The following is a 24,528-nucleotide window of genomic DNA, read 5'->3' on the forward strand; positions in this document are numbered from 1 at the left end:
TTATTCTTGTGTTGTTTCTTCTTCAGCAGTTTCTTCTTTTGCATCTTTAGACTTATTATCTTCTAATGCCTTAATACTTAAGCTGATCTTTTTAGATTCTTCATTAAAGTCTAATACTTTAGCTGTAATTTTTTGACCAATTTTTAATTCGTCAGATGGTTTATCAACGTGTTTCTTAGCAATTTGCGATACATGTAATAATGCATCCACACCTGGTTCTAATTCAATGAATGCACCAAAGTCTGTCATTCTTGCAACAACACCTTCAACTACATTATCTACAGCATATTTAGTAGCTGCATCATTCCAAGGGTTTTCTTCATCGAATTTCATTGATAATGAAATCTTATTCTTTTCAGCATCAATACCAATGATTCTAACTTTTACTTTATCTCCAACTTTTACAACATCACTTGGTCTCTTAACTCTTCCCCAAGACATTTGAGAAATATGAATTAATCCATCGATACCATCAATATTAACAAATGCACCGTAATCTGTTACATTTTTAATATTTCCAGTTGCAACCATTCCAACTTCTAATTTATCCATTGATTCCTTAATTCTCTTGTGCTTATCTTCTAATAATAACTGTTTTCTATTACCAATGATTCTACCTTTTCTAAGATTGAATTCACTTATAACAAATGTAATTTCTTTTCCTAAGAAATCTCTTAAATTATCAACATATTCATCAGATACTAGGGAAGCTGGAATGAATATTCTAACTTCATCAACAATAACCACTAATCCACCAGCTAATACAAGTGAAACTTTTGCAGTTAAATGATCTTTATTTTTATAGTATTCGTCGATTTTGTTAAGTCCTTGTTCAGCAAGTATTCTTTTGTAAGTAAGTAAAACTTGTCCTTCACCATCATTAACTCGTAAAACTTTTACTTGTAGCTTATCCCCTGGTTTCACAGCATCTTGCAGCTTTATCTCAGGATAGTTTGAGTATTCGCTCTTAGGTATGATACCATCAGACTTGTACCCAATATTAACAAAAACTTCATCATCATTAACATCTATAACTGTCCCTTCAACTATTTCTCCCCTGTGAATTGATTTTAGGGATTGTTCTAACATTTCCTCAAAACTAATTTCGTTCTGTATTTCTGACATGTGTAATAACCTCCTGAATAATGTTCTTTGGAGTTGAAGCTCCAGCTGTAATTCCTATTATCTCATTTTTACTAAAAACAAGCAACTCCAAATCTTCTATAGTTTCAATATGATAAGTATTATCACATTGATTCTTGCATAATTGGTATAACTTTCTTGTATTAGAGCTATGCTTTCCACCTATAACTAACATTTTATCTACTTTTTTGGATAGATTTATCGCTTCTTCCTGTCTATCCCTAGTAGCTCTACATATTGTATTCTTTATATCTACATGATACCCTTTATCCAAAATTATTTCAATTATTTCTTGATATTTTAGATAATTTAATGTTGTTTGTGCAACAACACATAAATGTGTATCTTTAGGTATGTCAAGCTTCTTAGCATCTTCTACATTTTCTATGATAATTGTTTCTCTAGTACTCCAACCTTTAATTCCAATAACTTCTGGATGAGTGGAGTCTCCTATTATAATTATAGTATCACCCTTTTTGCTATAATCATTTACAATGTGGTGGATTTTCTTAACATAAGGGCATGTAGCATCAACAATAGAAAATCCGCTATCCTTTATAATCTCATATATTTTTTCTTCGACTCCATGGGATCTGATAATAACTTTTCCCTTTTCCAATTTACGGAGTTCTTCTATATTATTTACGACTTTAACGCCTTTATCTTCCAACTCATTAACTACTTGCAAGTTATGAATAATTGGTCCATATGTATATAATGGTTTATTACTTATATTATCATACACACTTTTTACTGCTCTATCTACGCCGAAACAAAATCCAGCTGATTTTGCAACAATTATTTCCATAATCATTTCACTTCCAAAAGATTATTTTTTATTACCTATTATATTAAGAATGTTATCTACTACTTCTTCAATGGATAAATCAGATGTATCAACTTCTACAGCATCTTCAGCTTTTTTTAAAGGAGCAAAATCTCTATTCATATCTCTATAATCTCTTCTATTGATTTCATCTTTTATTGATTCTATATCCACAATCATATTTTTTTGTAACAGTTCTTCATGACGTCTCTCCGCTCTCGTTTCTACACTTGCAGTGAGATAAATCTTTACTGTTGCATCAGGCAAAACGTATGTTCCGATATCTCTACCATCCATAATTATGTTTTCTTTTTTAGCAAGATTCCTTTGTAACTCAACTAATTTAAGACGTACGTTTTTATTTACTGAGATTTCAGATGCCATCTTACCGACTTCTTCATCCCTAATAAATTTATTGACATTCTCTTTATTGAGCATTACCTGTTGCTCTCCATCAATATAACAAATACTTATATCAATATTATTCAATACATCGTTAATAATACTATTTTGATTACTTGATATATTATTTCTTATACAATAGAGTCCAAAAGCTCTATACATAGCACCAGTATCTACATATATAATATCTAATTTTTTTGCAATCTTTTTAGCTATGGTGCTTTTACCTGCACCAGCTGGTCCATCAATTGCTATATTAATTCTATTCACAACATTACCCTCCGTAATAATATTGTCACCAATAATAAACTATAAACTGTATTTAACAAACTGTCAATACTAAGTTTTATTATATTAGATAAAATTACCTTTTTCTATTCATTTATTGTAGTTAAATTATAGTTTTAAGTGGTATTCAAATTTTTGATTATACATAATCTACTTTTCCACCTTTAATTTAATGAAAGCAAATACATGATTAGTGCTCATTAAATACTAATCTATTAAATCAGGTCTCAACTTCACTGCCTCTTTTAGATAAACATGCTTAACTTCTTTTTGCAATTTATTTTGATTAACATTAATCATAACTCTCAAACATTTTTCCAAACTATTTTCAACATACATTTCACTTACACACATTAATGCTCCATGAACTATACCTAATTCTCTAGCACCAATTGCTGGATATGCAGCTGTCAAATCTTTAGTAGCTGTAAATATTATAGATATTATCTCTTCATTATTAATATTGTTTCTATTTAATATCTCTTTTAGTAATATTTTTGTATCATTAATAATATTTTCTTTCGTATTACTATCAACTGTTATTGCTCCTCTTATGGAAACCATCTATTCACTCCTATTATGATAAATTAAATTATTTTTTCAGTTATTGCCATACCTGCAAGATAACCTGTAGAAAAGGCTATTTGTAAATTAAATCCACCGGTCATTGCATCTAAATCAAGTACTTCTCCAGTGAAATATAAACCACTTATTTTCTTTGATTCCATTGTCATTGGATTAATACCTTTTAAATCTACTCCTCCACAAGTAATAATTGCTTCATTGTAATCTCTAGTCCTAACTATATGACATGTAAGATTTTTTATGGTATTTACCAGCTTTAATCTTTCTTCTCTAGATATTTGGTCTACCTTTTTCTCTTCGTGTATACCAGATAATTTAATAATTACTGGTATTAATTTCTTAGGTAATAAATCATCTAGAGAATTTTTGAATTGTTTACGGGAGTATTTATTGAAATCTTTTAATATTCTAGTATCGAGTTTCTTAATATCTAAAGTGGGTTTTAAATCTATTGACAAAGTCAATTCTTTGTCTTTATATGGAATAATGAATCTACTAGATGACAAAATCAACGGTCCAGTAACTCCAAAATGAGTAAATAGCATTTCTCCAAAATTATCATAAACAACTTTATCCCCTACTTTTATAGAAATATTAACATTTCTAAGAGATAATCCTTGTAATTCCTTAACCCATTCTTCTTTTGTTTCTAGAGGTACTAGCGATGGATGAGTATCTTTAATAATATGATTGACTTTAGCGGCAAATTTATATCCATCCCCCGTAGAACCAGTAGAAGGATATGATAATCCACCAGTAGCTATAATTATACGGTCACCTTGTATTAATGAACCATCATCAAGAATAATTCCCTTTATAGTATTATTTTCAACTTTAATATCTTTTACTCTTGTATTCAAGTGTATATTAACACCTAATCTTTTCATTTCTCTTGTCAATGCTGATATAACATCTGAAGATTTATCAGAAACAGGAAAAACCCTATTACCTCTTTCAATTTTAGTCTTCAATCCGATGTTGTTAAAAAAATCTATCAGACTAAAACTATCAAATGTGTAAAATGCACTGTATAGAAACTTACTATTAGTAGTGACATTATTAAGTAATTCTTCCACATCAGTAGCATTAGTTATATTACATCTGCCTTTTCCAGTAATATATAATTTTTTACCGCATTTATTGTTTCTCTCAAAAAGGTGGACTTCACAACCATTTCTTGCAGCAATTATAGCTGCCATCATGCCCGATGGTCCACCTCCTACTATTAATACTTTTCCCAATCTTAATTCAAGTCCTTTCAAATTTAGTTATTCTAATAAATCAGTATTATTCTTTGATTGTATATTATAATTCATATTGTAATCTTCATTATTATCATATACTTGATACTCACTCCATACTTTTTCCAGATTTTCTAGAGTATCTAATACTTCATCTTGTTTTCTGATACACAAAGCGACTATTAAAGCATTGACTAGACTAAGTGGAGCAACTAATGAATCCACAAATGATGCCATATCACTTCTAGCTATTAAACTGCAATCAGCAAACTGTATTAATGGAGATAAATAACTATCAGTTATAGCTATAACTTTAGCATTCCTGCTTTTAGAGAATTCAACTGCTTTTATTGTACGTTTTGAATATCTTGGGAAACTAATTCCTATAACAACATCTTCAGGACCAATTCTATAAATCTGTTCAAACATTTCACTAACACTATTTGTATGAATCAGTTTAGTATTATCGAATATTAGATTAAAATAAAAGCCTAAAAAACTTGCTAAAGATGCACAACTTCTAACCCCAAGTATATATATTTTCCTAGCACCAAGTATCATATCAACTGATTGATTGAATATATCCTCGTTGATTTCTTCTAATGTATGCTTTATCTTTTCAGCATCTGATTGTAAAACTGATTTCAATACATGATTTTTATCAATTCTATCTGATGTTACTTCAACTCTCTGGGATGAAGTTAATTTAGTTTTAACTAGTTCTTCAAGAGCTCTTTGGAGCTTTGGATATCCATCATACCCTAATTCATTAGCAAATCTTACTACTGTCGATTCACTTACTCCTACTATTTTCCCTAACTTAGCTGCTGTCAGAAAAACTGCTTTTTCATAATGCTCTAGTATATAATTAGCTAATAATTTTTGCCCTTTACTAAGTTTTGGATAAGAATTATTAATTCTTTTCATCAAATCATTTTGTCTATGCATATTAATACCTCTCTAACAATTGTTAATTCCTTATATATTTTGGCATAACTCATTATTATGTATTTTCTATTCTGAACTGAGCTACATAATTATAGTTAATGAATTATTTCTTTTTACTACTTTCCTAATTATTATATATTAATAAAAATAATTTTACAATATGTTTTAATTAATAAAGTATGCATATACAAAAGTATCAATGTTATAATAATTGAAAAAAAATAAAACTAGTACCAGAAGGCACCAGCTTTATTATATTTCTCTATACAGGATATACCTTGTTATCTTTGTCAGCCATATTAGGATCTACCTTAGTTTGTTGAGCTTCTCTGTATTTGAAAAAATCTTCTGCTACTTGTGGGAATAAAGCATAAGATAAAACATCTTCATCTTGTTGCTTATATTTCTTCATTTCAGATTCAATTTTCTTAAGTTCTGGCTTAATCAAATCAGCTGGACGACAAGTAATCTGTTTTTCTTTTCCAATAATGATTTTCTTGATCTTATCACTAATTGGTACAGGTGTTCTACCATATTCTCCTCTAACTAAAGCTTTTGATTCTTTAGTTACCATCTTATATCTTTCACCACTTAGGACATTAAGTACTGCTTGAGTACCTACAATCTGGCTAGATGGTGTTACAAGTGGAGGATATCCATAGTCTGCTCTAACTCTAGGAATCTCTTCAAGAACATCGTAGAATTTGTTTTCTGCATTTTGTTTTTGAAGTTGAGATACTAAGTTGGATAACATACCTCCTGGTACTTGGTATAATAATGTTTTAATGTTAACACCTAATACTTTTGGATTCATAAGTCCTGTTTCAAGAGCTTTTTCTCTTTGAGGTCTGAAATAATCAGCTATCTCAGATAATAGATCTTGGTCGAATCCTGTATCATAAGGTGTTCCTTTAAATGTTTCTACCATAACTTCTGTAGCAGGTTGAGCTGTTCCCATTGAGAATGGAGACATTGCAGTATCAATGATATCTGCACCGGCTTCTACTGCCTTCAAATAAGTCATTGAAGCAACACCACTTGTGTAGTGTGCATGTAATTGGATAGGAACTTTTACTGTTTCTTTTAATGTTTTAACTAATTCTGTTGCTGAGTATGGTACTAATAATCCTGCCATATCTTTTATACAAATAGAGTCAGCACCCATATCTTCTAATTGTTTTGCAAGTTTTGCGTAATACTCTAATGTATGTACTTCACTTAGAGTATAAGAAATAGCAATCTGTGCATGACCGCCTTCTTTTTTAGTTGCATCTATTGCAGTTTTTAAGTTTCTAGGATCATTTAAAGCATCAAAAATACGTAAAATATCTATACCGTTAGCAATAGTTTTCTGAACGAAATATTCTACAACATCATCTGAATAATGTCTATATCCTAAAATATTTTGTCCTCTAAGTAACATTTGTAATTTAGTATTTTTAAATCCACTTCTTAACTTTCTAAGTCTTTCCCATGGATCTTCCTTAAGGAAACGCAAACAAGCATCAAATGTTGCTCCACCCCAACATTCAACTGAATGATATCCTACTTTGTCTAGTTTTTCTACAATAGGAAGCATATCTTCAATTTTCATTCTAGTGGCTATTAGTGATTGGTGAGCGTCTCTAAGTATGGTATCTGTAATCTGAACAGGTTTTTTCTTCACAGCCATATCTTAAACCTCCTATAATCATTGACTTTCTATATAAGTGAAATCATAAGTCATTTTGTTAACTTATTAATTCGTTTATTACTATTTATATAATGTTAAGAATACCCCAGCAGCAACTGCTGAACCTATAACTCCTGCTACGTTTGGTCCCATAGCATGCATTAATAAGAAGTTGGTTGGGTTTTCTTTTTGTCCTACTTTTTGTACAACTCTAGCTGCCATAGGAACAGCCGATACACCAGCAGCTCCAATTAATGGGTTAATTTTACCACCGGATAATTTACACATTATCTTACCGAAAACTACACCCATAGCTGTACCGATTGCAAATGCTGCTAATCCTAATAATAATATTTTTATAGTAGCAACTGTTAAAAACTTTTCTGCACTTGCTGTAGCTCCAACAGTAATACCTAAAAATATTGTAATAATATACATAAGTGCATTAGAAGCTGTTTCAGCAAGTTTCTCAGTTACACCAGAAACTTTTATAAGGTTACCAAACATAAGCATACCAATAAGTGGTGCTGTTGATGGTAATATAAGTATAATTACTATTGTAACAACAATTGGAAACAATACTTTTTCTAAATGTGATACTGGTCTTAATTGTTCCATCTTTATTACACGTTCTTCTTTAGTTGTTAATGCCTTCATAATTGGTGGTTGGATTATAGGCACCAATGACATATACGAATATGCCGCAACAGCAATCGGCCCTAATAAATCAGGAGCTAATTGAATTGTAGTAAATATTGCTGTAGGTCCATCTGCTCCACCTATAATACCTATTGAAGCCGCTTCATTAGGTGAAAAACCTAAAACTAATGCACCAAAGAATGCAAAAAATATACCAAATTGAGCTGCTGCACCTAATAAGAAACTTTTAGGATTAGCTAACAATGGACCGAAATCTGTCATAACTCCTACACCCATGAAGATTAATGGTGGGAATATACCAAGTTCATCACCTTGATACAAATAATGTAATAATCCACCTATTTGATCTCCTACAGGTTCATTCATAACTCCACTTAAAGGCAAGTTAACTAACAACATACCAAATGATATTGGTAATAATAATAATGGTTCATATTCTTTTTTAATGGCTAGATACATTAATATTAATGCAACTATTATCATAAATACATTACGCCAAGCTTGAGTATCTCCCATGAAATTTTTAACAATCCAGGTAATACCAGTACCATCAATAAATCCCATCAAAGCGTCTCCAAGCCTACTCCAAAATTCCATTATTGAGTTACCTCCCTACTATGTTATTCTTAGTTTAGAGATACTATTAAATCTCCTGTTTCAACGCTTTGTCCTGCTGAAACATTTACAGAAGCAACTGTACCAGCTTTTGGAGCTACAACTTCATTTTCCATTTTCATCGCTTCGAGTATCACTAATACATCTCCTGCTTGAACTTGTTGTCCTGCAGATACTTTTACATCTATAATTTTGCCTTGCATTGGAGCAGTTACTTTAGTTGCTCCTGCTGGTGCTGATGCTGCAGCTTTCTTTGCTGGTGCTGCCTTTTTAGGTACCGCTGATGGTGCAGATACTACTGGAGTTGCAACTTGTCCGTTTCCTAATTCCTCTACAGCAACTTCGTATGTATTACCATTAACAGTAACTTGAAAATTTCTCATGATAAATCCTCCTATCGAATATTTACAAATAATTTTTAAGAAAAGTTTTAATGTCAAATCGTTATTTCTAAACTACCATCTAGATCTATTTGAACCTATTCTTCTAAAAGATTTTACTTGTAATTTGTCAGTTGTTGTATTAAGTGAAGCTGCAATTGCAGCTGTAATTACAGCAACTAATTCTAAATCATCTGTTTCTTCTTCCGGTTCTGCCTGAACAGGTGCAGCCTGTGGAACTACAACTTCCTTTTTTTCAGGTTGTTTGATAAACTTAAACATCCATATAACAAAGGCAATTAGAATAAGTACTGCAAATACTATTCCCATCCCACTTATAAGTGCAATTACACCTTCAGATAAGTTATTCATAATAAATTCACCTCATTTAAACAGTTACATGTTTTTTTTCAGGTCTTGATTCTCTCTTACTATATAACATTTCTAACGCAACAATCACACGTTTTCTAGTAGCAGCTGGTTCAATAATATCATCAATATAACCTCTACTTGCTGCAGCATATGGACTAGCTTGTAGTTCTTCATACTCAGCAGTCTTGTTATTAATTTCTTTAGTAGAAATTTTGGAATTATCTAGTTCATCAGCATACATAATTTTAACAGCAGAATCAGAATTCATCATAGCTACCTTACTATTAGGCCAAGCATATACGAAATCTGCTCCAATATGTTTACTATTCATAGCAACATATGCTGTTCCGAAACCTCTGCCAACAACTACATTTACTTTTGGTACTGTTGCACCAGCAAAAGCACACAATAATTTGGATACCGCTTTTGAAATACCTGATTTCTCTTCTGCTACTGTTGCACTATAACCAGCAACATCAGTAAATGTTAAAACAGGTATGTTAAAAGAATCACAAAAGTTTACAAACTTAGCCCCTTTATTACAAGCTATAGATGTTAGTAAAGCATCATTATCGACACTCTGATTAGCTACTACACCAACAGTTTGTCCATTCAATCTAATTAAGCCTGTAATTAATGACTCAGCATGATTTGCTTTTGTCTCAACAAATAAATTATTATCTGCAACTTGTGATATAACTACTTTCATATCTATTCCTGCTGAAATATCTTCAGTAACAATATCATTTAATTCACTTGATGCTCTATTAAGATCATCATTTGTATCAAAAATTGGAGATTCCTCAAAATTATTTGAAGGTAATAAATTAACAAAATTTCTTACTTCTGATAATAAACTTGTCTCATCTTGACATACAAAATCAACAATTCCTGTTTCTTTAGAGTGGAAATCAGCACTTGCTATAGTTTCTAGAGTTTCTGATTTACTATCCAAAGAATTTGGACTGTTTACAAATAAATTCGTAGCTTTCTTAGTCATAAAGGTAAAATCTGATAAAGAAGGAATAATAGTTGCTCCTCCTCCACATGTACCAAGAATAGCTGTAATTTGTGGTATTACTCCTGATGCTAGCGTCTGTTTTAAGAAAATTTGTCCAAAACCATTAAGCGCATCTGTAGATTCTTGTAGTCTAACACCTGTAGAATCAAGTAATGCAATGATTGGAGCGCCCATTTTCATGGCCATATCATAAACAGCACATATTTTCTTAGCGTGCATTTCACCTAATGCTCCGCCAAGAACTGTTACGTCTTGGCTGTATACGTATACTAATTTTCCATCAATAGTACCATAACCAGTTACAACGCCATCAGCTGGAGTATCCTTAACACTTAAATTAAAATCAGTTGCACGATGCTGAACAAACGCACCAATTTCAACAAAGCTATTAGTGTCAAGTAATTCTTCAATTCTTTCTCTAGCAGTCAATTTAGAATCAGCATGTAATTTCTTTACTGCTTCTTCATTACCTTGTTCAATAACGCTTCGACGGCTAGTGAGTTCATTGATCATGTTTTGAATACTCATGAATTAACCCTCCATTTTTATGTTTATGTAAAACAATGCAATCTTCACCAAGTATCATTTTACATTAAATCGTAGCAAATATCAAGTATAAATAGGAAATATGAGATTATTTTTTCCTTATTAAATAGATGATAGGTGCATTCATTTTTCTATTTTCATAAGCAATTGATATTACATCAAATTTCTTATTACTTAGCGCTCCCAGATATTCACATACTTTATTTTTTTCCAATAATCCACCTTCATGCCCATAGTATGAGATAATAGATACTACACCATTACTTTTTAATAATTCAAGAATATCATTTATTGCTTTTATAGTAGACTCAGGTTTTGTAATTATCTTTTTATCTCCTTTTGGAAGATATCCTAAATTAAACATAGCAACTTTAATTGGACTATCAACATAATTCTTGACATTTTCATGTGAGTCTTCTATTAGTGTTACCCTATTTAATAAATTTCTTTCATTTAATTTTTCTTTAGTCGTTCTTATTGCAAGCTGTTGAACATCAAATCCAATTACCTTACCATTGTCACCCACATTTTCAGCTAAAAATGCAGTATCATTACCGTTACCAATTGTTGCATCTATAACTGTATCGCCTTTATCAATATAATCTTTTACTATTCCTTGTACTGTATCTGTTATTCTTGTCTCAAACATAATTAATCACCTCTCTTTTACTAATTTACTCAACTTTCCCACTTCAATATTCTATGCAGGTAAGATAATTAAAAAGCTTTGCATAATTAAAATATTTATTGATACACATGTTAAACCCCAAAGATCATAATAAGATTTTTTTCTTATTTCTTTGGGGGAATAAAATATCTTATAGATTTTTTAAATAATTAATTTCATCATTATTTAGATGTCTGTATCTGCCCTGTGGTAAGTCTTCGATTTGTAGTTTTCCTACTGCTACCCTTTTTAGTTTTAAAACAGGGCATCCAATATATTCAAACATTTTTCGTACTTGTCTATTCTTACCTTCATGAATTATAACTTGTAATTTGGTTTTGTCTTTAATTTTCTCTAATATACGAATTTTAGATGTTGATATTTTATATTCTCCAATATCAGTACCTTTCCTTAATTTATTAAGGTTATCTTCAGAAGGTACACCTTTTACGACTGCGATATATTTTTTATCCACTTCATGTTTAGGATGAGTTAATCTATAAGTCAAATCTCCATCATTAGTAAGTAACAATAACCCGCTTGTATTATAATCTAGTCTTCCAATAGGATAAATTCTAGTTTTGATATCAACAAGATCCATTACCGTTTTTCTTGCTTTTTCATCTGAAACACTGGTTATATAACCTGTTGGTTTATTTAACATAATATAAATAAAACTTTTTTTATTTTTAACAATTTTTCCATTATATTTTACTGTATCTTTATCTGCATTAACCTTAATTCCCAATTCTTTTACTTGTCTACCATTTACCGAAACTTTTCCTTCTAGAATTAGATTTTCACATTTCCTTCTAGAAGCTATACCTGCATCGGCTAAATACTTTTGTAATCTTACTTCCATTTAAATTATCCCTTCCATACAAAACAACTTATTAACTATACCATGTTCAATTTGAGAATAGCAAAAATTTATCTAGTACTTTATTAAATATATATTTATATGTAATCTTTTCAACTTCTGTATTAGATATTAATGGTACACTATAATAAAATTTACCATCTACATATATTGCTGCCTCTCCTACATTTTGCCCAATTTCTATAGGTGCTATTAGATTAGGTTCAACATTATATAATATATCAACTGTTTCATCATCTGACAATGTTATTTCTACATTATCTGATGTCAATACATCTATATCCTTAATAATTCCTTTATCAACACCAATCTGACAAACGTGTTTATTACTAGTCAATACTGTTCTAGTTTCAAAATTGTCAAATCCATAATTCATGATTTTTTTAGTATCACTCCATTTGTAAGTTTTGTTATTAGGCCATCCAGAAGCTAAAACTACTGATATCAGTTCTAGATCCTCTTGTTTAGCAGAGCCCACAAAACAATAACCTGCTTTGGAAGTAAAACCTGTTTTTACACCATTAGCTCCATCATACATGTTCAAAAAAGAATTTTTATTATTTATGTTAAAATTTCTGCCTTCTTTGATTTCACAAAAACTTTTTGAAGGTGTATTGATAATTTTATTAAACATCTCATTATTAAGTGCATATCTTGTTACTAGCGCCAAGTCATATGCTGTGGTATGATGCCCTTCAGCATCAAGACCATTTGGTGTTATATAACAAGTATTTATTGCCCCTATTTCTTTGGCTTTAGCAGTCATTAATTTACAAAATTTTTCTGTAGAACCGGCTACATGTTCAGCTACTGCTATTGCCACATCATTGGACGATACTAGCATTAGGGCATGTAATAAATCTCCTAGATAGTATTGTTCCCCTGGCCTTATGTACAATTTTACTTTTGGAGCTTTTGAAGCCTTTTCACTCACTTCTACTATTTCATCAAGTTCACATGACTCAAGAGCCATTATGCAAGTCATAATCTTAGTTGTACTTGCCATAGCTCTCTCTTCAAAACCTTTTTTCTCCCATAATACCCTTCCAGTTTTTTTATCCATTAATAGAGCTGAATAAGCATATAACTTTTCAGGTTCTTTATTAGATTCTTTAGCTGAAACCATATTACTGGAGAATATTATAATAACTATAAATATGTATGCTACTATGCTAGTTATCTTCTTCATCATAATCATCTCTCTAATAAAATTCCTTATAATAATTTATAAGAAAAATGATTATTTTATTCCTAATTATTGCTAATTATCTGATTCTAATTCTTTTTTTACTTCTTCTTGTACTTCTGTTTGTATTGATGAAAGTTTTTCTTCTTCTATCAAAGGTAGCTCATTTATTGACTGAAAACCAAAATTTCTTAAAAAATCTTGCGTAGTTCCAAAAATTATAGGTCTACCAGGTGCATCCATTCTACCTTTTTCACATACCAAATTATATTCTATAAGTTTATTTATACAATGAGCTGAACTTACACCTCTTATTTTCTCCACTTCAGCTTTAGTAATAGGTTGTTTATATGCAATTATGGATAATGTTTCAAGAAGTACATCTGTCAATACATAATTCTTTGCTTTGTTATTGATCTTTCTGATATAGTCATAATATTGTGTTTTACTACACATCTGATATGCATTATCAATCTTGATGATTGTAATTCCTCTATCTGGACTATCATATTTATCTATAAGGTTATTCATTATTTTTTTAGTTGTTCTTTTGTCTTGTTCAATGACTTCAGCAATTTTATCAAGTTCTACAGCTTCTCCCATAGTAAATAATATGGATTCAATAATTGCCTCTATTTTGCTCAACTGCATTCTCTTCCCCTCTATCTAAACTTTCTTAAGTCAACATTCCAATTAAAATTACTTTAATATGGGAAGTCTATTTTAGGTACTATCATTTAATTTAACAGCCCCACTTTGTATGTCAAATATAGTTACATAAATATATCCCAAACCCTAAAATCTATTTATTTAGGTATTCAGGAATATAGAAATTTTCAAACTAACATGATTCTTTGTATTTAATTATAATATCATCAAATATTTCTTTCTGCATAATAGATATTCTGCCCATTTTTATTAATTCCAAAACTGCAAGAAAAGTTACAATTATCTCTATTCGAGAAACTTGGCTCTCAAGAACATCTCTAAAACTTATCGTTTGATATTGTTTCGATAAATCTATTATATATTCTATCTTGTCGTTTACGGTATACTCTTCTTTAACAATTTCACCAAAATCACTTCTTATAGGGTCTATTTTGTTATGTTGTTTTTTCATTACAGACTGAAATATGTTATAAATCATTGACAAATCTATATTAGATAGTATTTGACTAGCTTCTATTTTCTCTTCATAATTAATTATTTCAGCTGGAATAGTGGGTTCTTTGAATATCACCTTTTTTGCATCCATCTGTCTAACTTTCAATTTATCTCTAATATATTTGAATTTCTTATATTCAATCAATTTATTCACTAATTCTTCTCTAGGATCCGTTTCTACTTCGTCTTCTTTTTTTTCTACTGGTAATAACATTTTTGATTTTATATTAATCAAAGTTGCCGCCATTTCAATAAATTCACTCATGATTTCCATATTTTTTTCTTCAAGCTTTTTTATATAATCAAGAAACTGATCTGTAACAATTACTATCGGTATATCATAGATATTTAATTTATGTTTATCTATAAGATGTAATAATAGATCTAAAGGCCCTTCAAATACTTCTAATTTAACAGGAATACTCAATCAAAAAATCCTCTCTTAATTATTGTAATCATACTAAATAATTGCATTAAGTATACTATTTATAACTGTTTCTGTAATACTGCTTAAAACTCCAGCTGCAAGTACTAATATAAATAATGCTTGAATCACTTTCTCGTATTGAACAAATTTAAAGTATGTTTGTGGATTTAATGCCTGAATTATCTTCACCATATCAAAAGGCGGTACAGGTAATACATTAACAATAACGATTGCTAAATTATAGACCATTAAAGAACTTATAAAACCATCTAAATAACCATTTTGCCCTCTTACTGCAAAATAAATGGGTATCATTATTGTCATCATTAATAAATTACATAATAACCCAATTAATGTTATTGATATAAGACCTTTCTTTTTATCTCTTAGTCTTCCAGTATTAAAACTAAAAGGTTTCTGCCATCCTACTCCTAGAAAAACAAATGATATTATCCCAAAAGGATCCATATATTTTATAGGATTAAATGAAACCTTTGTTTCTTTTTTGTATAATGGGTGAACCAAATATTTATAGCAAATAATCCTAGGATATTCATGAACACACACAACTATGACTGCACAAACAAAACTTATAACTATGTCTATTAGAAATTCTATTACTTCCATGTATTACACCTCGTTTTTCATTCTATAAGATATTGTACTAATAATTGGTTATAATTTCAAGCAATACTTGAAATTTCTTTTTTCTATGTAAAGAATTTCTACTTATATTTACCTATAATTTTTTAACAAGTAAAACTTAATTGCTCTAGCTATAACCTAAAAGTACTTTGGATGTATTTATTTATTGATGTATTTTTAAAGAATATTGATTCAGATTGGGAATTTCAATCAAGCTAATGTTTTCTATCTTAGAAGTTTATTAAAGATAACTTCAACATATTTGAAATTGTAAATAGATTATATTGTTTTTATTTATTGGAATTCAATAAAGCACAAACTTAATTATTGAATAAATTTTATATACTTAATATGAGAGGGATCAAATATTATTCATTATTAAAATACCATTTTAACATTATAATCTGAAGATTGTTTCTCAAAAGATACTTTCAAACCTTCTGATTTTAATGATGCATCCACGGTAGTGTCTACAACTATCCATTCATTTTCTACAAGAACTTCATTCCAAGCATGATAGGCAGAAGTAAAATTACTATCTCCATGAATAAGCTTTGTTGGAATGTTTATGCTTCTTAACATAACCGCAAATAGAGAAGCATAATCGTAGCATATTCCTTTTTCACTAGATAATGTTAAGCTAGTTGAAGGTAAATATTTACTACTAACATTATTTGCTTTTTCATAATCATATGAGACATTATCAATAATATAATCGTAGATAATCTCTACTTTCTCTCTATCAGTCTTGGTGTTTTTAGTAAGTTCTTTAGCTAGAATAGCTGCCTTTGAATTGCTTGTCCAATGTACATTCTGAACACTTGCCAAGAATACTGCATTCTTATTTGAATCAATATGTACTTTACTAGATGTTAATAATTTATATTTATTTCCATCTGATTTTTTATATATTCCTACAGTATACTCACCGTTGCCCATCTGTAATGGTAGCTCTTCATTTGATGAATTAAGGTTATAGGTATATCTATCCGAACCTTTTTTCACGACAACTTTTAAGTCAGAATAATTAGTAGCATCATAATTGATGCTTACTGTGCCGTTATCAGTATTGGCCTTTATAATTTCACTTTTTGCACATACTGTTACTCCAGTTAATGCTACAAAGATAAAAGCAACTATAAAAGATAATACTATTTTTTTCAGTTTGTAACTCTCCCTTCGGCACCTGGCTATCTTCTTACGAAGACCCTATAGTTTTGCGTCCCTACCTCACGGTAGGTTTGCCATTATTCGTGGGAAAGAAAAGTAATGAAACTTCTCTTTCGGTAACTGGCTACCATATCATCTCTGACTTAGGCCCTATAGTTTTGCGTCTTCAGCTTTCACTGAATTTGCCACTTCGAGAAAAGATCTGATTACTAGGTAATCAAAGTCTTCCTCTGGTAACTGGCTGTCATAGCTTAAATTAAGCCTTAGACCCTATAGCTTTGTGTCACATACTTTCGTATGCTTTACGATTTACAGAATAATTCGGTCAATACTGCCCGACTATTGATTACCCTCTCAAATATATTATACCATATTAATTAATAATGGTAAATATTACTATTTTTAAAATTTTCTATGATATCTCCAGTATTCATCTATATCATCAATTGTAATGGTCATATCATCCTGCTCTCTATGTCCATTACTGTATTTTACAGTAAATCGGAAGATTAGCTCTTCTGGTTTATTTCTACCCCATTTATGTATCATATCATTATTCCATAATTCTCCTGACCATTTTGAGCTACTATCATTGTTTAAATATATATTAATAGGTGTGGATTGTGCTAGAATCTCAACGAATACAGATTGTGCTTTTACAGAACTCTTACTATTAATTAGTGTTGTATCTGCGGCTAACATAAATCTTTCACCTGACCAGAAAGTATCGATATTCCTTGGAGAATCATCTGTACCACTAATGGATTGATTGTATTTTATCCTGTTTTCATTCCACTTGATTGTATGATTTACCTTACCACTTATAGTTAAGTCATTAACTTTTAATATACATGAAGTCTTGGCGGTACCTCCGTTCTTGTCATCAACGGTTATTAGCACTTCGTATTCACCTATTTCTAGATTATTGTAGTCAGTTATAAATGGTTTTTGATTGTAATTATAATAATTGACAGTATAAGTATCTGATTCTATGGTTCTTTTGATTGGTATTATTCTAGTAAGTTTGACATGTAATTCAAGTGTATCCTTATCAATGTCATTCATCAATATTTTCAGAGAAACATTATCTCCTTCATAAATGTAAGTTGGTTTAATTGATAGTATTTTAACTGTTGGAGGAGTATTTTTAATATAGGTGAATGTTTTGTACCGGGTTTCACTGTTATGATTAGGGGTTGTTGCTGTGAATTTCGCAGTATACTCATTGTTACTTATGTTTTTTCTGGTTTCTGTATACTTGAGTTTCCAGTACTTCTTACCTCCATATGTTCTTGATAATTTTAAGTCTTTAGTGCAAGCATAACCAGTACCATTGAATAAAGCAACTCTTACATTGTTAACATATTTACTGGTTGTAGCTTCTATAAGGGTTTCTTTGTCATAGGTAATCTGCCTTTCTATGGTTGGGATTAAGTCTACAGGTGTTTTTACTCTGACATTAAACTCTTTAGTATCCTTTACAGCTGAATTATTATAATCTGTTGCATTAACAATAAATTTGTATCTTCCGTCTTTTAGTGTTTCTGGAATCTTATATTTGGTATCTCTCCAAGTGTAAGTCATTCCATCTTTTGTAGCAGAATAAGTACTGTCTTTTTTTATTTTATCAGTCTTGCAGCTACCATAATAATACATACTCATATCCAGAAGGTTTCTTTTGTTATAGCTAGTTGTTGTGTCAAATAGTACTAGTGATTCACTAGCAGGTATAGAGTCTAGTGAGAAGTCTGTTTTATAGGTTTTTAGCTTAGCGTTAAGTATGAGTTTAGGTTCTACTGACATAGTGAATGTTACAGGTAGGCTCCAAGCCCCTTCTATGTCTTTTACTCTGTATCTTATGATATATTCTATTTTGATACCGTTGGAGTCTGTACCAGGTAGATCCGTTGGTATTCTACCCATGCGATAGTCTTTTTCACCAACTTTTTTCCACTCGTAACGTTCCCCTGTTATTCCTTTATTGGACATATCCATGTGATCTAGGTCATAACCACTACCGTTCATGTTGTCTATCAATAGACGTGATTTATCTTTACTAGGGGCATAGTTAACTGTAAGGTTGGCTATAGGTCTTCTATGTACTAATAGATTAACATTGTTTTTATTACTCCATTTTCTGTATTCATCAAAGTTTTTATTATTGTTGGTTACTGGATTATCTTGTGCCTGGTATTCTAGTTTGTATTTTCCTACTTCATGGAAAGTTTTTTTACCGGTAACTTTTTTCCCTATTATATTGGGAGTTCCATTAGTATTGGTAAACATTGAGTTGTCGAAACTACTGAATACAAATCTATCGGTGTATTTACTGTCTGATTCGTAATCATCAAATATCAGTTCGTAATCAACCATATCTTCATCGGATATAACGCATACGGATGATGAAGCATTGAATACTTTTTGCAAGTAGAAGTTATTGCCTTTGGTTTTTGGACTTATTGTATCGTTATAGTAGAGTTTCACTTCATTGTCATTTACATTTATGTCTACTACTTCTGGTTTGGTGTTGTCTACTTGGACTATGGTTTTGGAAGGTAATGATATATTATTGTTGTTATAGCCATATGATGAAGTTTTTGCATATAACCTATAGCAACCATCAGGTACATCCTTTAAAGTAATATCATAAAAACCTCCAGAGGTACATCTTTTTATGTATTTACCCTTTCTACTAAGGTCTGAGGATGATTCCACATCAGGATATTTTACGCTATATAGATATACTGAACATCTTGTATTAACATGAACTCTTAATTTTTCATTATTTCCTATTGTACAATTGTTTTGCTGTGTGTATATTGTAGGTTTAATAGAGCTAGCAGCCATCAAAGTTACTGAATTAGAACAAAAATACCCTAATATACATAACCATGTTAATAAATATGAGATAATCTTTGTTTTTTTCATTGGTCCACCTTCTATTCTGATTTGGCTTTCATGGTACTATAACGAATAACTCTATCATAGATATCAACTTCTACAACACCAATATAATAATCTTTTTCTGCTTGTATAAGGTCTAAGTTTTTTACTTCTTTCCAAGTCCTGTCAATAGGTTGATTGTATAATATCTCTTCTATTGAATTCTCGTCTTTGGAGAATATCTTGTACATAAACTTCTTACCACCATTGACATGTTCGCCTAAATGTATTTGTGTCTTTCCTAAAGGCATTGTATAGTCTACCTTTTCTCTTAGTTTACCTATATAATCTGTTTGTGCACCTATTTTACTTATTGATACTTTTGTGTCTGTTCCTTTTAATTTTAGAGTAATGAATTGTGGGGTAATAAACATACCCTCATATTTTTCGTATTTTTTGCCATCTCCATATTTACTAAGAGTACCATCTTCAAAGAGATAAATTATTTCATCCTCTAGTCTAAATATATCTTGAACCTTTGATGCAATTAGTTTTAAACCTGGAGATTTATCTGTTCTATATAGGTTACCGTCTTTTGATAGTCCATATAGGTGTATATTATCTTCGGCATCTTCTGATATATCAGTACCTTTTTCAACGTTTACAAGATATTTGACAATATCTTTCTTTCTAAAGTCATTGTAATTTTTTAGACCTTCAGGAAAGTCATCATCTTTATGCTCACGTTTATACGAGATATAGTTCTCTCTTATTATAAATAATATTCTGTAATAATCGTATACCCTTATTTTTATTATATCTTTTATATCATCATATGATGCTATACTACCAAAATTCTCTTGTACACGTGAACCACCTTCTACATCTGCTTTGCCGTCTTTTAGATATATAGCAAAATTATAATCTGATATTATTTTATCAAATTTACCATTCTTTTTTTTGGTATCGTATACATAATCATCTTCACGGTAATCATAATGTTTATTTTCATAATCTGTAATACTGGAGTAATAATTGTTATCTTGTAGCATATATCCTTTTCCTAAATTATTGATAAAGTAATTTTTGGCATCGGATGGAATTTCTAATTCTTTCATTGTCTTTTCATAATTATTGGAATAGGTGTCTCTATTAAGAAAAGAATGTCTTTTCCCATTTTTCATAACAATGATTATATCATCATTAGTAGTACTATTTATTATGTGATCGATATCATCAATTTTTATATATCTTGATTCTGTTCTGTCTGTATAACTATTTCTAAGGTAAAAATCATCTTCTGTACCTTGTATCCATACATTATTCTCACGAATCATGGCAATACTTTTAATTTTGCCAACGTTATAAATATCACTTACCCGTTCATCTTCATATCTATTTTCTCTTTGTAATTCTCTACTATCTATTTCAATCACATAAAAAGAATTGTCTGGTTTAATGACTAGAACTTCATAATAGTCTACAGGTATTATTTGTTTAACAGGATAATCCAAATCCATTAATTTACCTGACACATAATATTTATCACCTTTTTTTAAATATATAAGTTCACTTTGACCATTGGTAATGATTTCATCTATATCTTCCATATCATCACCTTCTTTAATAAAATGTATATAGCTTCTATTAGTATACATGTCTACTATATTTGACTTATAATATTCATTATCATAGTAAATATTTCCGATACCATATGAGTCATACACTCCTGTCCTAATAACATCACCACTCTTCTTTAATCCATACAGTACATTTCTCCTATAAATAATTTTTTTCATATTTGACCATTTTGAATCAAGTTTGTATTCATAATGACCATCTTTACAAATATATCCACTGGATTCTACACTTCCATTAGCTTTTAGCACTACTATACTATGAGGTAGGATTAATACATCTTTAATACTTGTACCTTCCAGTTCTCTTATATTATCTGATATTCTATTATCTTCTTCATCCGTAATAATAAATTTAGTTACTCCTTTATCATCTTCATAAATTGCGATCCCAGGTAATATTTTTTTCACTTGAACTTTATCATTAACTATCTCTTGGTATGGAGGATAAGAGAAGTAAAGGCTTGATAATTGCTTCATGTCATTTTCTACTTTGATATCATAATCTATTTTTGCCCCATCTAATTGATTGCCTGCTTGGTCAGCTAATTTATATTGTTGTTGTATAAGGGATAATTTCAGTTCATCACCTTCATCAAAATTTTCATCAAAAGTAAGTGTTATGGTATTATCATCAATTTTGGTTCCTGTTGGCACAAGAGCATTTTTTTCGGTTATATGTAATAGATGGTCCTTCCAGTTCTGTGAAGTTTCATTTCCTATCATTGACCTGCCACGAACATTGGAGCAATGTGCTAAGTCTCTTAAAGTGTATTCCTGAGTATCGATATCTGAATCATAATTTTTAGCATCAAATTTAAAATCCATTATATTATCATTAGGGGCTATGACATAAGTTTCGAACCTGTTATCTTTAAGATAATTTATTAGGTCATTATCTATGCCTGCTGCTTCATAATCGTATTTATCAGAATCTTTATAATCGAAATCTGTTCCTTTTATAAAGCATAAAAATATCTTCTTACTGTCTTTATCATATCTAATATTTTTAACATCTGAAAAATCAATACTATTTATGTCATGGTAGAAGTAGTGAGGAGTAGAATTGGTATATTCCCAAGTATCACCTACTTTAACTGTTATATCGTCTATGACTATATTGTGATATAGCCAACATGCGATAAATTCATAATCACCGTCTAGCATTTGTTGCCATCCGTCTGTATATTCTCTATGTGTTACAAGTGTACCTGCTTTATTATCTGGATTATAAAATTGAAATTCTGTTCCTTCAAGCTCATATGAATTATGTTGATTCTCGCTTTTTTTAGAAAATGTCTTTGTAGTCCAGTTTACTTTATCACCTTTTTGGAATTCTATAGTTGGTTTTGTATAGCCTTGAGTTGTTTCATAGATTATTTTCTCTTCTTGTAAGTCATGATGATAATCTATCTCTTTATCTCTATCATCATCCTTATTGGCATATTGATAGAAACCTTTTTCAAAATAGTACTTTAAATCAATTATTCTTGCATAGCTATTGTAATCTTTGGTTTCTTTTTGTTCTCCTATTTTTTTCTGGTCTGTAATCATATGTACATTAAAGTCTTTATTGTTAGCAAATGCTGTTGATTTTAACAGATTAATTTGTGTTTTAAGATTCATCAAATCAGTATCTTTATAATCTGTTGCAACTACTATGTCATAGACTTCATCTTTGGAGATATCTACTTTAACTGACGTTACAGGTGCTATATTGTCAACTTCCGATATACATTCTTTGGCTGGCTTATCTTCTGTATCATCTGTTAGAATATATGACATATCAATAAATTCTAAAAGTCTGTTATCATGTTCTTCGTATACTTTCAGTACAAATTTATATTTACCTACTTTTTTTGTCTCTACAGCAACATCTGTCAAGTTACCTGTTTCTATAGTATCAGCAAAAGAAAATATGTTGTCATAGGTTGTTTTGGTATCTATCCAGGATGTACCGTTATTGTAGTACCAGGTTTCATTGGAGAAAACACCGTCATTGTTACTGTCAAATGCATAAAACCATGCTCTTTTAGTAATTGTATCTCCATCTGGACTAGTTGATTTATCAAATGCTTTCACTATAGCTTTCCTATCATTGTCTTTGTCTCTGTATACTTTTTCTACAAGAGTGAAGTCGGCTTTTGGAGGTGTATCTCCTATGATAGTTCGTTCTATTGTTCTTGTATTGGAATAGCCTAATGTGTTAGTAACTGTAAGAGATATTTCTACTTCCCCTGTTTTTTTAGAGGTAAATGCTGTTTCTCTGTCATTAAGTTTCTTATAGAAAATATCACTGCTAGTCAGATCTCCAAGGGGCTTTATTTTCCATTTAGTGAGTTTCCAATCAATAGGATATGTTCTACTTACTGGCTGTGATTTTGAACTGTCCAGTACTACTGTTTGTCCTATTTTGTAATCTCCCTTTTCGGTTATTACTGCAAAGGGTTTAGGTGGACATACTTCTATCTCAATACTATCAGTATCACTTTTACCACCACTGTCTGTAGCTTTTGCTGTAACTGTATATGTACCTTCTTTAGTGAATTTGGCTCTATTTCTTCCGTTTTGTACTGAGCTGTCTAATACTAGACATGATGGTTTACTTAGTGTTGGTTTTAACATACCATCTTCTTTATCTTCTGCACTTATGTTTAGTGTGAAAGAGTCTCCCTGCATAACTAACGTAGGACCAGTAAGGGATACGTCTGGACACCAGTTTGAGGGTGGCTTAACCGTTTCTTTCTTTTTAACGATTACGTCTTTTATTGACTTATCGGTTTTTCCGTTATTATCTACTATGGTCAATGTTATGGTTACAGTTTGGGGTTCGTCATATTTGAGTTTTATGATTTTCTTGCCTTCTTCATTTGGTAGGTCTTTGGCTTCTACTTGCCATTTGTAGTTGGCTATGTATGATCTTTCTGGAGCTATGGAAGCTGAACCATCTGCTATTATTTCTTCACCTACAAGGACTTCTTCGGGAACTGATAAGATTGCTATGGGATAACCTTGGGGGATTGGGGCTTTCTTGGTTAATTGAGCTTCGTTTGTTTTTGTAGCTGTTCCATGACACTGCCTATAGTACTCCACTTCAACGGTACAACTATATGATTTAATGATACTATCATCTAAATCGGAATCTCCATCCTCTACATCATTAGGTAAAT

The 24,528-nt window shown here is 30.6% G+C and carries 20 protein-coding genes and 3 riboswitches; all 20 genes read right to left on the reverse strand.

Features of this window, described 5'->3' with window-relative positions; genetic code table 11:
• On the reverse strand, window positions 1–1,125 hold the full coding sequence (rpsA, locus tag QMG30_RS13155) for a 30S ribosomal protein S1 (protein WP_281816059.1): 1,125 nt from the start codon (window positions 1,123–1,125) through the stop codon (window positions 1–3).
• Window positions 1,100–1,951 (reverse strand): 4-hydroxy-3-methylbut-2-enyl diphosphate reductase, encoded by an 852-nt coding sequence (ispH, locus tag QMG30_RS13160; protein ID WP_281816060.1) that lies wholly within the window; start codon window positions 1,949–1,951, stop codon window positions 1,100–1,102. Before ispH ends, rpsA begins: the two co-directional genes overlap by 26 nt.
• 21 nt (window positions 1,952–1,972) lie before the next feature.
• A complete protein-coding gene (cmk, locus tag QMG30_RS13165) occupies window positions 1,973–2,632 on the reverse strand; it encodes a (d)CMP kinase (RefSeq protein ID WP_281816095.1) in 660 nt (219 codons plus the stop codon).
• Between the two features lie 234 nt (window positions 2,633–2,866).
• Entirely contained in the window at window positions 2,867–3,223 is a 357-nt protein-coding gene (gene aroH / locus QMG30_RS13170; protein WP_281816063.1) for a chorismate mutase, read from the reverse strand.
• Window positions 3,224–3,246: 23 nt separating this feature from the next.
• Window positions 3,247–4,485, reverse strand: coding sequence for a BaiN/RdsA family NAD(P)/FAD-dependent oxidoreductase (locus QMG30_RS13175; protein ID WP_281816097.1), 1,239 nt, complete (start codon window positions 4,483–4,485; stop codon window positions 3,247–3,249).
• Window positions 4,486–4,512: 27 nt separating this feature from the next.
• Entirely contained in the window at window positions 4,513–5,433 is a 921-nt protein-coding gene (locus tag QMG30_RS13180; protein ID WP_281816064.1) for a MurR/RpiR family transcriptional regulator, read from the reverse strand.
• Between the two features lie 262 nt (window positions 5,434–5,695).
• Complete coding sequence (locus tag QMG30_RS13185; RefSeq protein ID WP_281816066.1) at window positions 5,696–7,105, reverse strand: oxaloacetate decarboxylase subunit alpha; 1,410 nt, start codon at window positions 7,103–7,105, stop codon at window positions 5,696–5,698.
• Window positions 7,106–7,186: 81 nt separating this feature from the next.
• The gene (locus QMG30_RS13190; RefSeq protein WP_281816100.1) at window positions 7,187–8,281 is read right to left on the reverse strand and encodes a sodium ion-translocating decarboxylase subunit beta; all 1,095 of its coding nucleotides are present in this window, start codon (window positions 8,279–8,281) and stop codon (window positions 7,187–7,189) included.
• A 110-nt stretch (window positions 8,282–8,391) separates the two neighbouring features.
• A complete protein-coding gene (locus QMG30_RS13195) occupies window positions 8,392–8,763 on the reverse strand; it encodes a biotin/lipoyl-containing protein (protein ID WP_281816069.1) in 372 nt (123 codons plus the stop codon).
• A gap of 72 nt (window positions 8,764–8,835) precedes the next feature.
• A complete protein-coding gene (locus QMG30_RS13200) occupies window positions 8,836–9,132 on the reverse strand; it encodes an OadG family protein (RefSeq protein WP_281816072.1) in 297 nt (98 codons plus the stop codon).
• Between the two features lie 16 nt (window positions 9,133–9,148).
• Window positions 9,149–10,681 carry an acyl-CoA carboxylase subunit beta gene (locus QMG30_RS13205; RefSeq protein WP_281816074.1) on the reverse strand — a complete coding sequence of 511 codons (1,533 nt, stop codon included), beginning with the start codon at window positions 10,679–10,681 and terminating at the stop codon, window positions 9,149–9,151.
• Between the two features lie 106 nt (window positions 10,682–10,787).
• On the reverse strand, window positions 10,788–11,348 hold the full coding sequence (mnmM, locus tag QMG30_RS13210; protein ID WP_281816075.1) for a tRNA 5-(aminomethyl)-2-thiouridylate-methyltransferase MnmM: 561 nt from the start codon (window positions 11,346–11,348) through the stop codon (window positions 10,788–10,790).
• A gap of 169 nt (window positions 11,349–11,517) precedes the next feature.
• Window positions 11,518–12,228: a pseudouridine synthase gene (locus QMG30_RS13215; RefSeq protein WP_281816076.1), complete on the reverse strand. Its 711-nt coding sequence runs from the start codon at window positions 12,226–12,228 to the stop codon at window positions 11,518–11,520.
• A 46-nt stretch (window positions 12,229–12,274) separates the two neighbouring features.
• Complete coding sequence (locus tag QMG30_RS13220; RefSeq protein WP_281816077.1) at window positions 12,275–13,435, reverse strand: D-alanyl-D-alanine carboxypeptidase family protein; 1,161 nt, start codon at window positions 13,433–13,435, stop codon at window positions 12,275–12,277.
• Between the two features lie 72 nt (window positions 13,436–13,507).
• A complete protein-coding gene (gene scpB / locus QMG30_RS13225) occupies window positions 13,508–14,083 on the reverse strand; it encodes an SMC-Scp complex subunit ScpB (protein ID WP_281816079.1) in 576 nt (191 codons plus the stop codon).
• Window positions 14,084–14,273: 190 nt separating this feature from the next.
• A complete protein-coding gene (locus QMG30_RS13230) occupies window positions 14,274–15,023 on the reverse strand; it encodes a segregation and condensation protein A (protein WP_281816081.1) in 750 nt (249 codons plus the stop codon).
• A 33-nt stretch (window positions 15,024–15,056) separates the two neighbouring features.
• Window positions 15,057–15,650 carry a site-2 protease family protein gene (locus QMG30_RS13235; RefSeq protein WP_281816082.1) on the reverse strand — a complete coding sequence of 198 codons (594 nt, stop codon included), beginning with the start codon at window positions 15,648–15,650 and terminating at the stop codon, window positions 15,057–15,059.
• A 396-nt stretch (window positions 15,651–16,046) separates the two neighbouring features.
• A complete protein-coding gene (locus tag QMG30_RS13240) occupies window positions 16,047–16,673 on the reverse strand; it encodes a transglutaminase-like domain-containing protein (RefSeq protein ID WP_281816085.1) in 627 nt (208 codons plus the stop codon).
• Between the two features lie 173 nt (window positions 16,674–16,846).
• A riboswitch (cyclic di-GMP riboswitch) is annotated at window positions 16,847–16,924 on the reverse strand.
• 26 nt (window positions 16,925–16,950) lie between these two features.
• Window positions 16,951–17,035: riboswitch (cyclic di-GMP riboswitch) on the reverse strand.
• A 32-nt stretch (window positions 17,036–17,067) separates the two neighbouring features.
• Window positions 17,068–17,155: riboswitch (cyclic di-GMP riboswitch) on the reverse strand.
• Between the two features lie 85 nt (window positions 17,156–17,240).
• Entirely contained in the window at window positions 17,241–19,766 is a 2,526-nt protein-coding gene (locus QMG30_RS13245; protein WP_281816087.1) for a hypothetical protein, read from the reverse strand.
• Between the two features lie 11 nt (window positions 19,767–19,777).
• Window positions 19,778–24,528: PKD domain-containing protein (locus QMG30_RS13250; protein WP_281816088.1), on the reverse strand; the 4,751-nt coding region annotated here is incomplete at its 5' end.

Origin of the sequence: Vallitalea longa (genome assembly GCF_027923465.1) — a bacterium.
In the GTDB taxonomy this organism is placed as follows: domain Bacteria; phylum Bacillota; class Clostridia; order Lachnospirales; family Vallitaleaceae; genus Vallitalea; species Vallitalea longa.

What these genes read in the sequence shown, in the direction of transcription:
- rpsA (WP_281816059.1), bottom strand. Translation starts at nt 1,125, where the DNA reads ATGTCAGAAATACAGAACGAAATTAGTTTTGAGGAAATGTTAGAACAA.
- ispH (WP_281816060.1), bottom strand. Translation starts at nt 1,951, where the DNA reads ATGGAAATAATTGTTGCAAAATCAGCTGGATTTTGTTTCGGCGTAGAT.
- aroH (WP_281816063.1), bottom strand. Translation starts at nt 3,223, where the DNA reads ATGGTTTCCATAAGAGGAGCAATAACAGTTGATAGTAATACGAAAGAA.
- QMG30_RS13180 (WP_281816064.1), bottom strand. Translation starts at nt 5,433, where the DNA reads ATGCATAGACAAAATGATTTGATGAAAAGAATTAATAATTCTTATCCA.
- QMG30_RS13185 (WP_281816066.1), bottom strand. Translation starts at nt 7,105, where the DNA reads ATGGCTGTGAAGAAAAAACCTGTTCAGATTACAGATACCATACTTAGA.
- QMG30_RS13190 (WP_281816100.1), bottom strand. Translation starts at nt 8,281, where the DNA reads ATGGGAGATACTCAAGCTTGGCGTAATGTATTTATGATAATAGTTGCA.
- QMG30_RS13195 (WP_281816069.1), bottom strand. Translation starts at nt 8,763, where the DNA reads ATGAGAAATTTTCAAGTTACTGTTAATGGTAATACATACGAAGTTGCT.
- QMG30_RS13200 (WP_281816072.1), bottom strand. Translation starts at nt 9,132, where the DNA reads ATGAATAACTTATCTGAAGGTGTAATTGCACTTATAAGTGGGATGGGA.
- QMG30_RS13205 (WP_281816074.1), bottom strand. Translation starts at nt 10,681, where the DNA reads ATGAGTATTCAAAACATGATCAATGAACTCACTAGCCGTCGAAGCGTT.
- mnmM (WP_281816075.1), bottom strand. Translation starts at nt 11,348, where the DNA reads ATGTTTGAGACAAGAATAACAGATACAGTACAAGGAATAGTAAAAGAT.
- QMG30_RS13215 (WP_281816076.1), bottom strand. Translation starts at nt 12,228, where the DNA reads ATGGAAGTAAGATTACAAAAGTATTTAGCCGATGCAGGTATAGCTTCT.
- QMG30_RS13220 (WP_281816077.1), bottom strand. Translation starts at nt 13,435, where the DNA reads ATGAAGAAGATAACTAGCATAGTAGCATACATATTTATAGTTATTATA.
- scpB (WP_281816079.1), bottom strand. Translation starts at nt 14,083, where the DNA reads ATGCAGTTGAGCAAAATAGAGGCAATTATTGAATCCATATTATTTACT.
- QMG30_RS13235 (WP_281816082.1), bottom strand. Translation starts at nt 15,650, where the DNA reads ATGGAAGTAATAGAATTTCTAATAGACATAGTTATAAGTTTTGTTTGT.
- QMG30_RS13245 (WP_281816087.1), bottom strand. Translation starts at nt 19,766, where the DNA reads ATGAAAAAAACAAAGATTATCTCATATTTATTAACATGGTTATGTATA.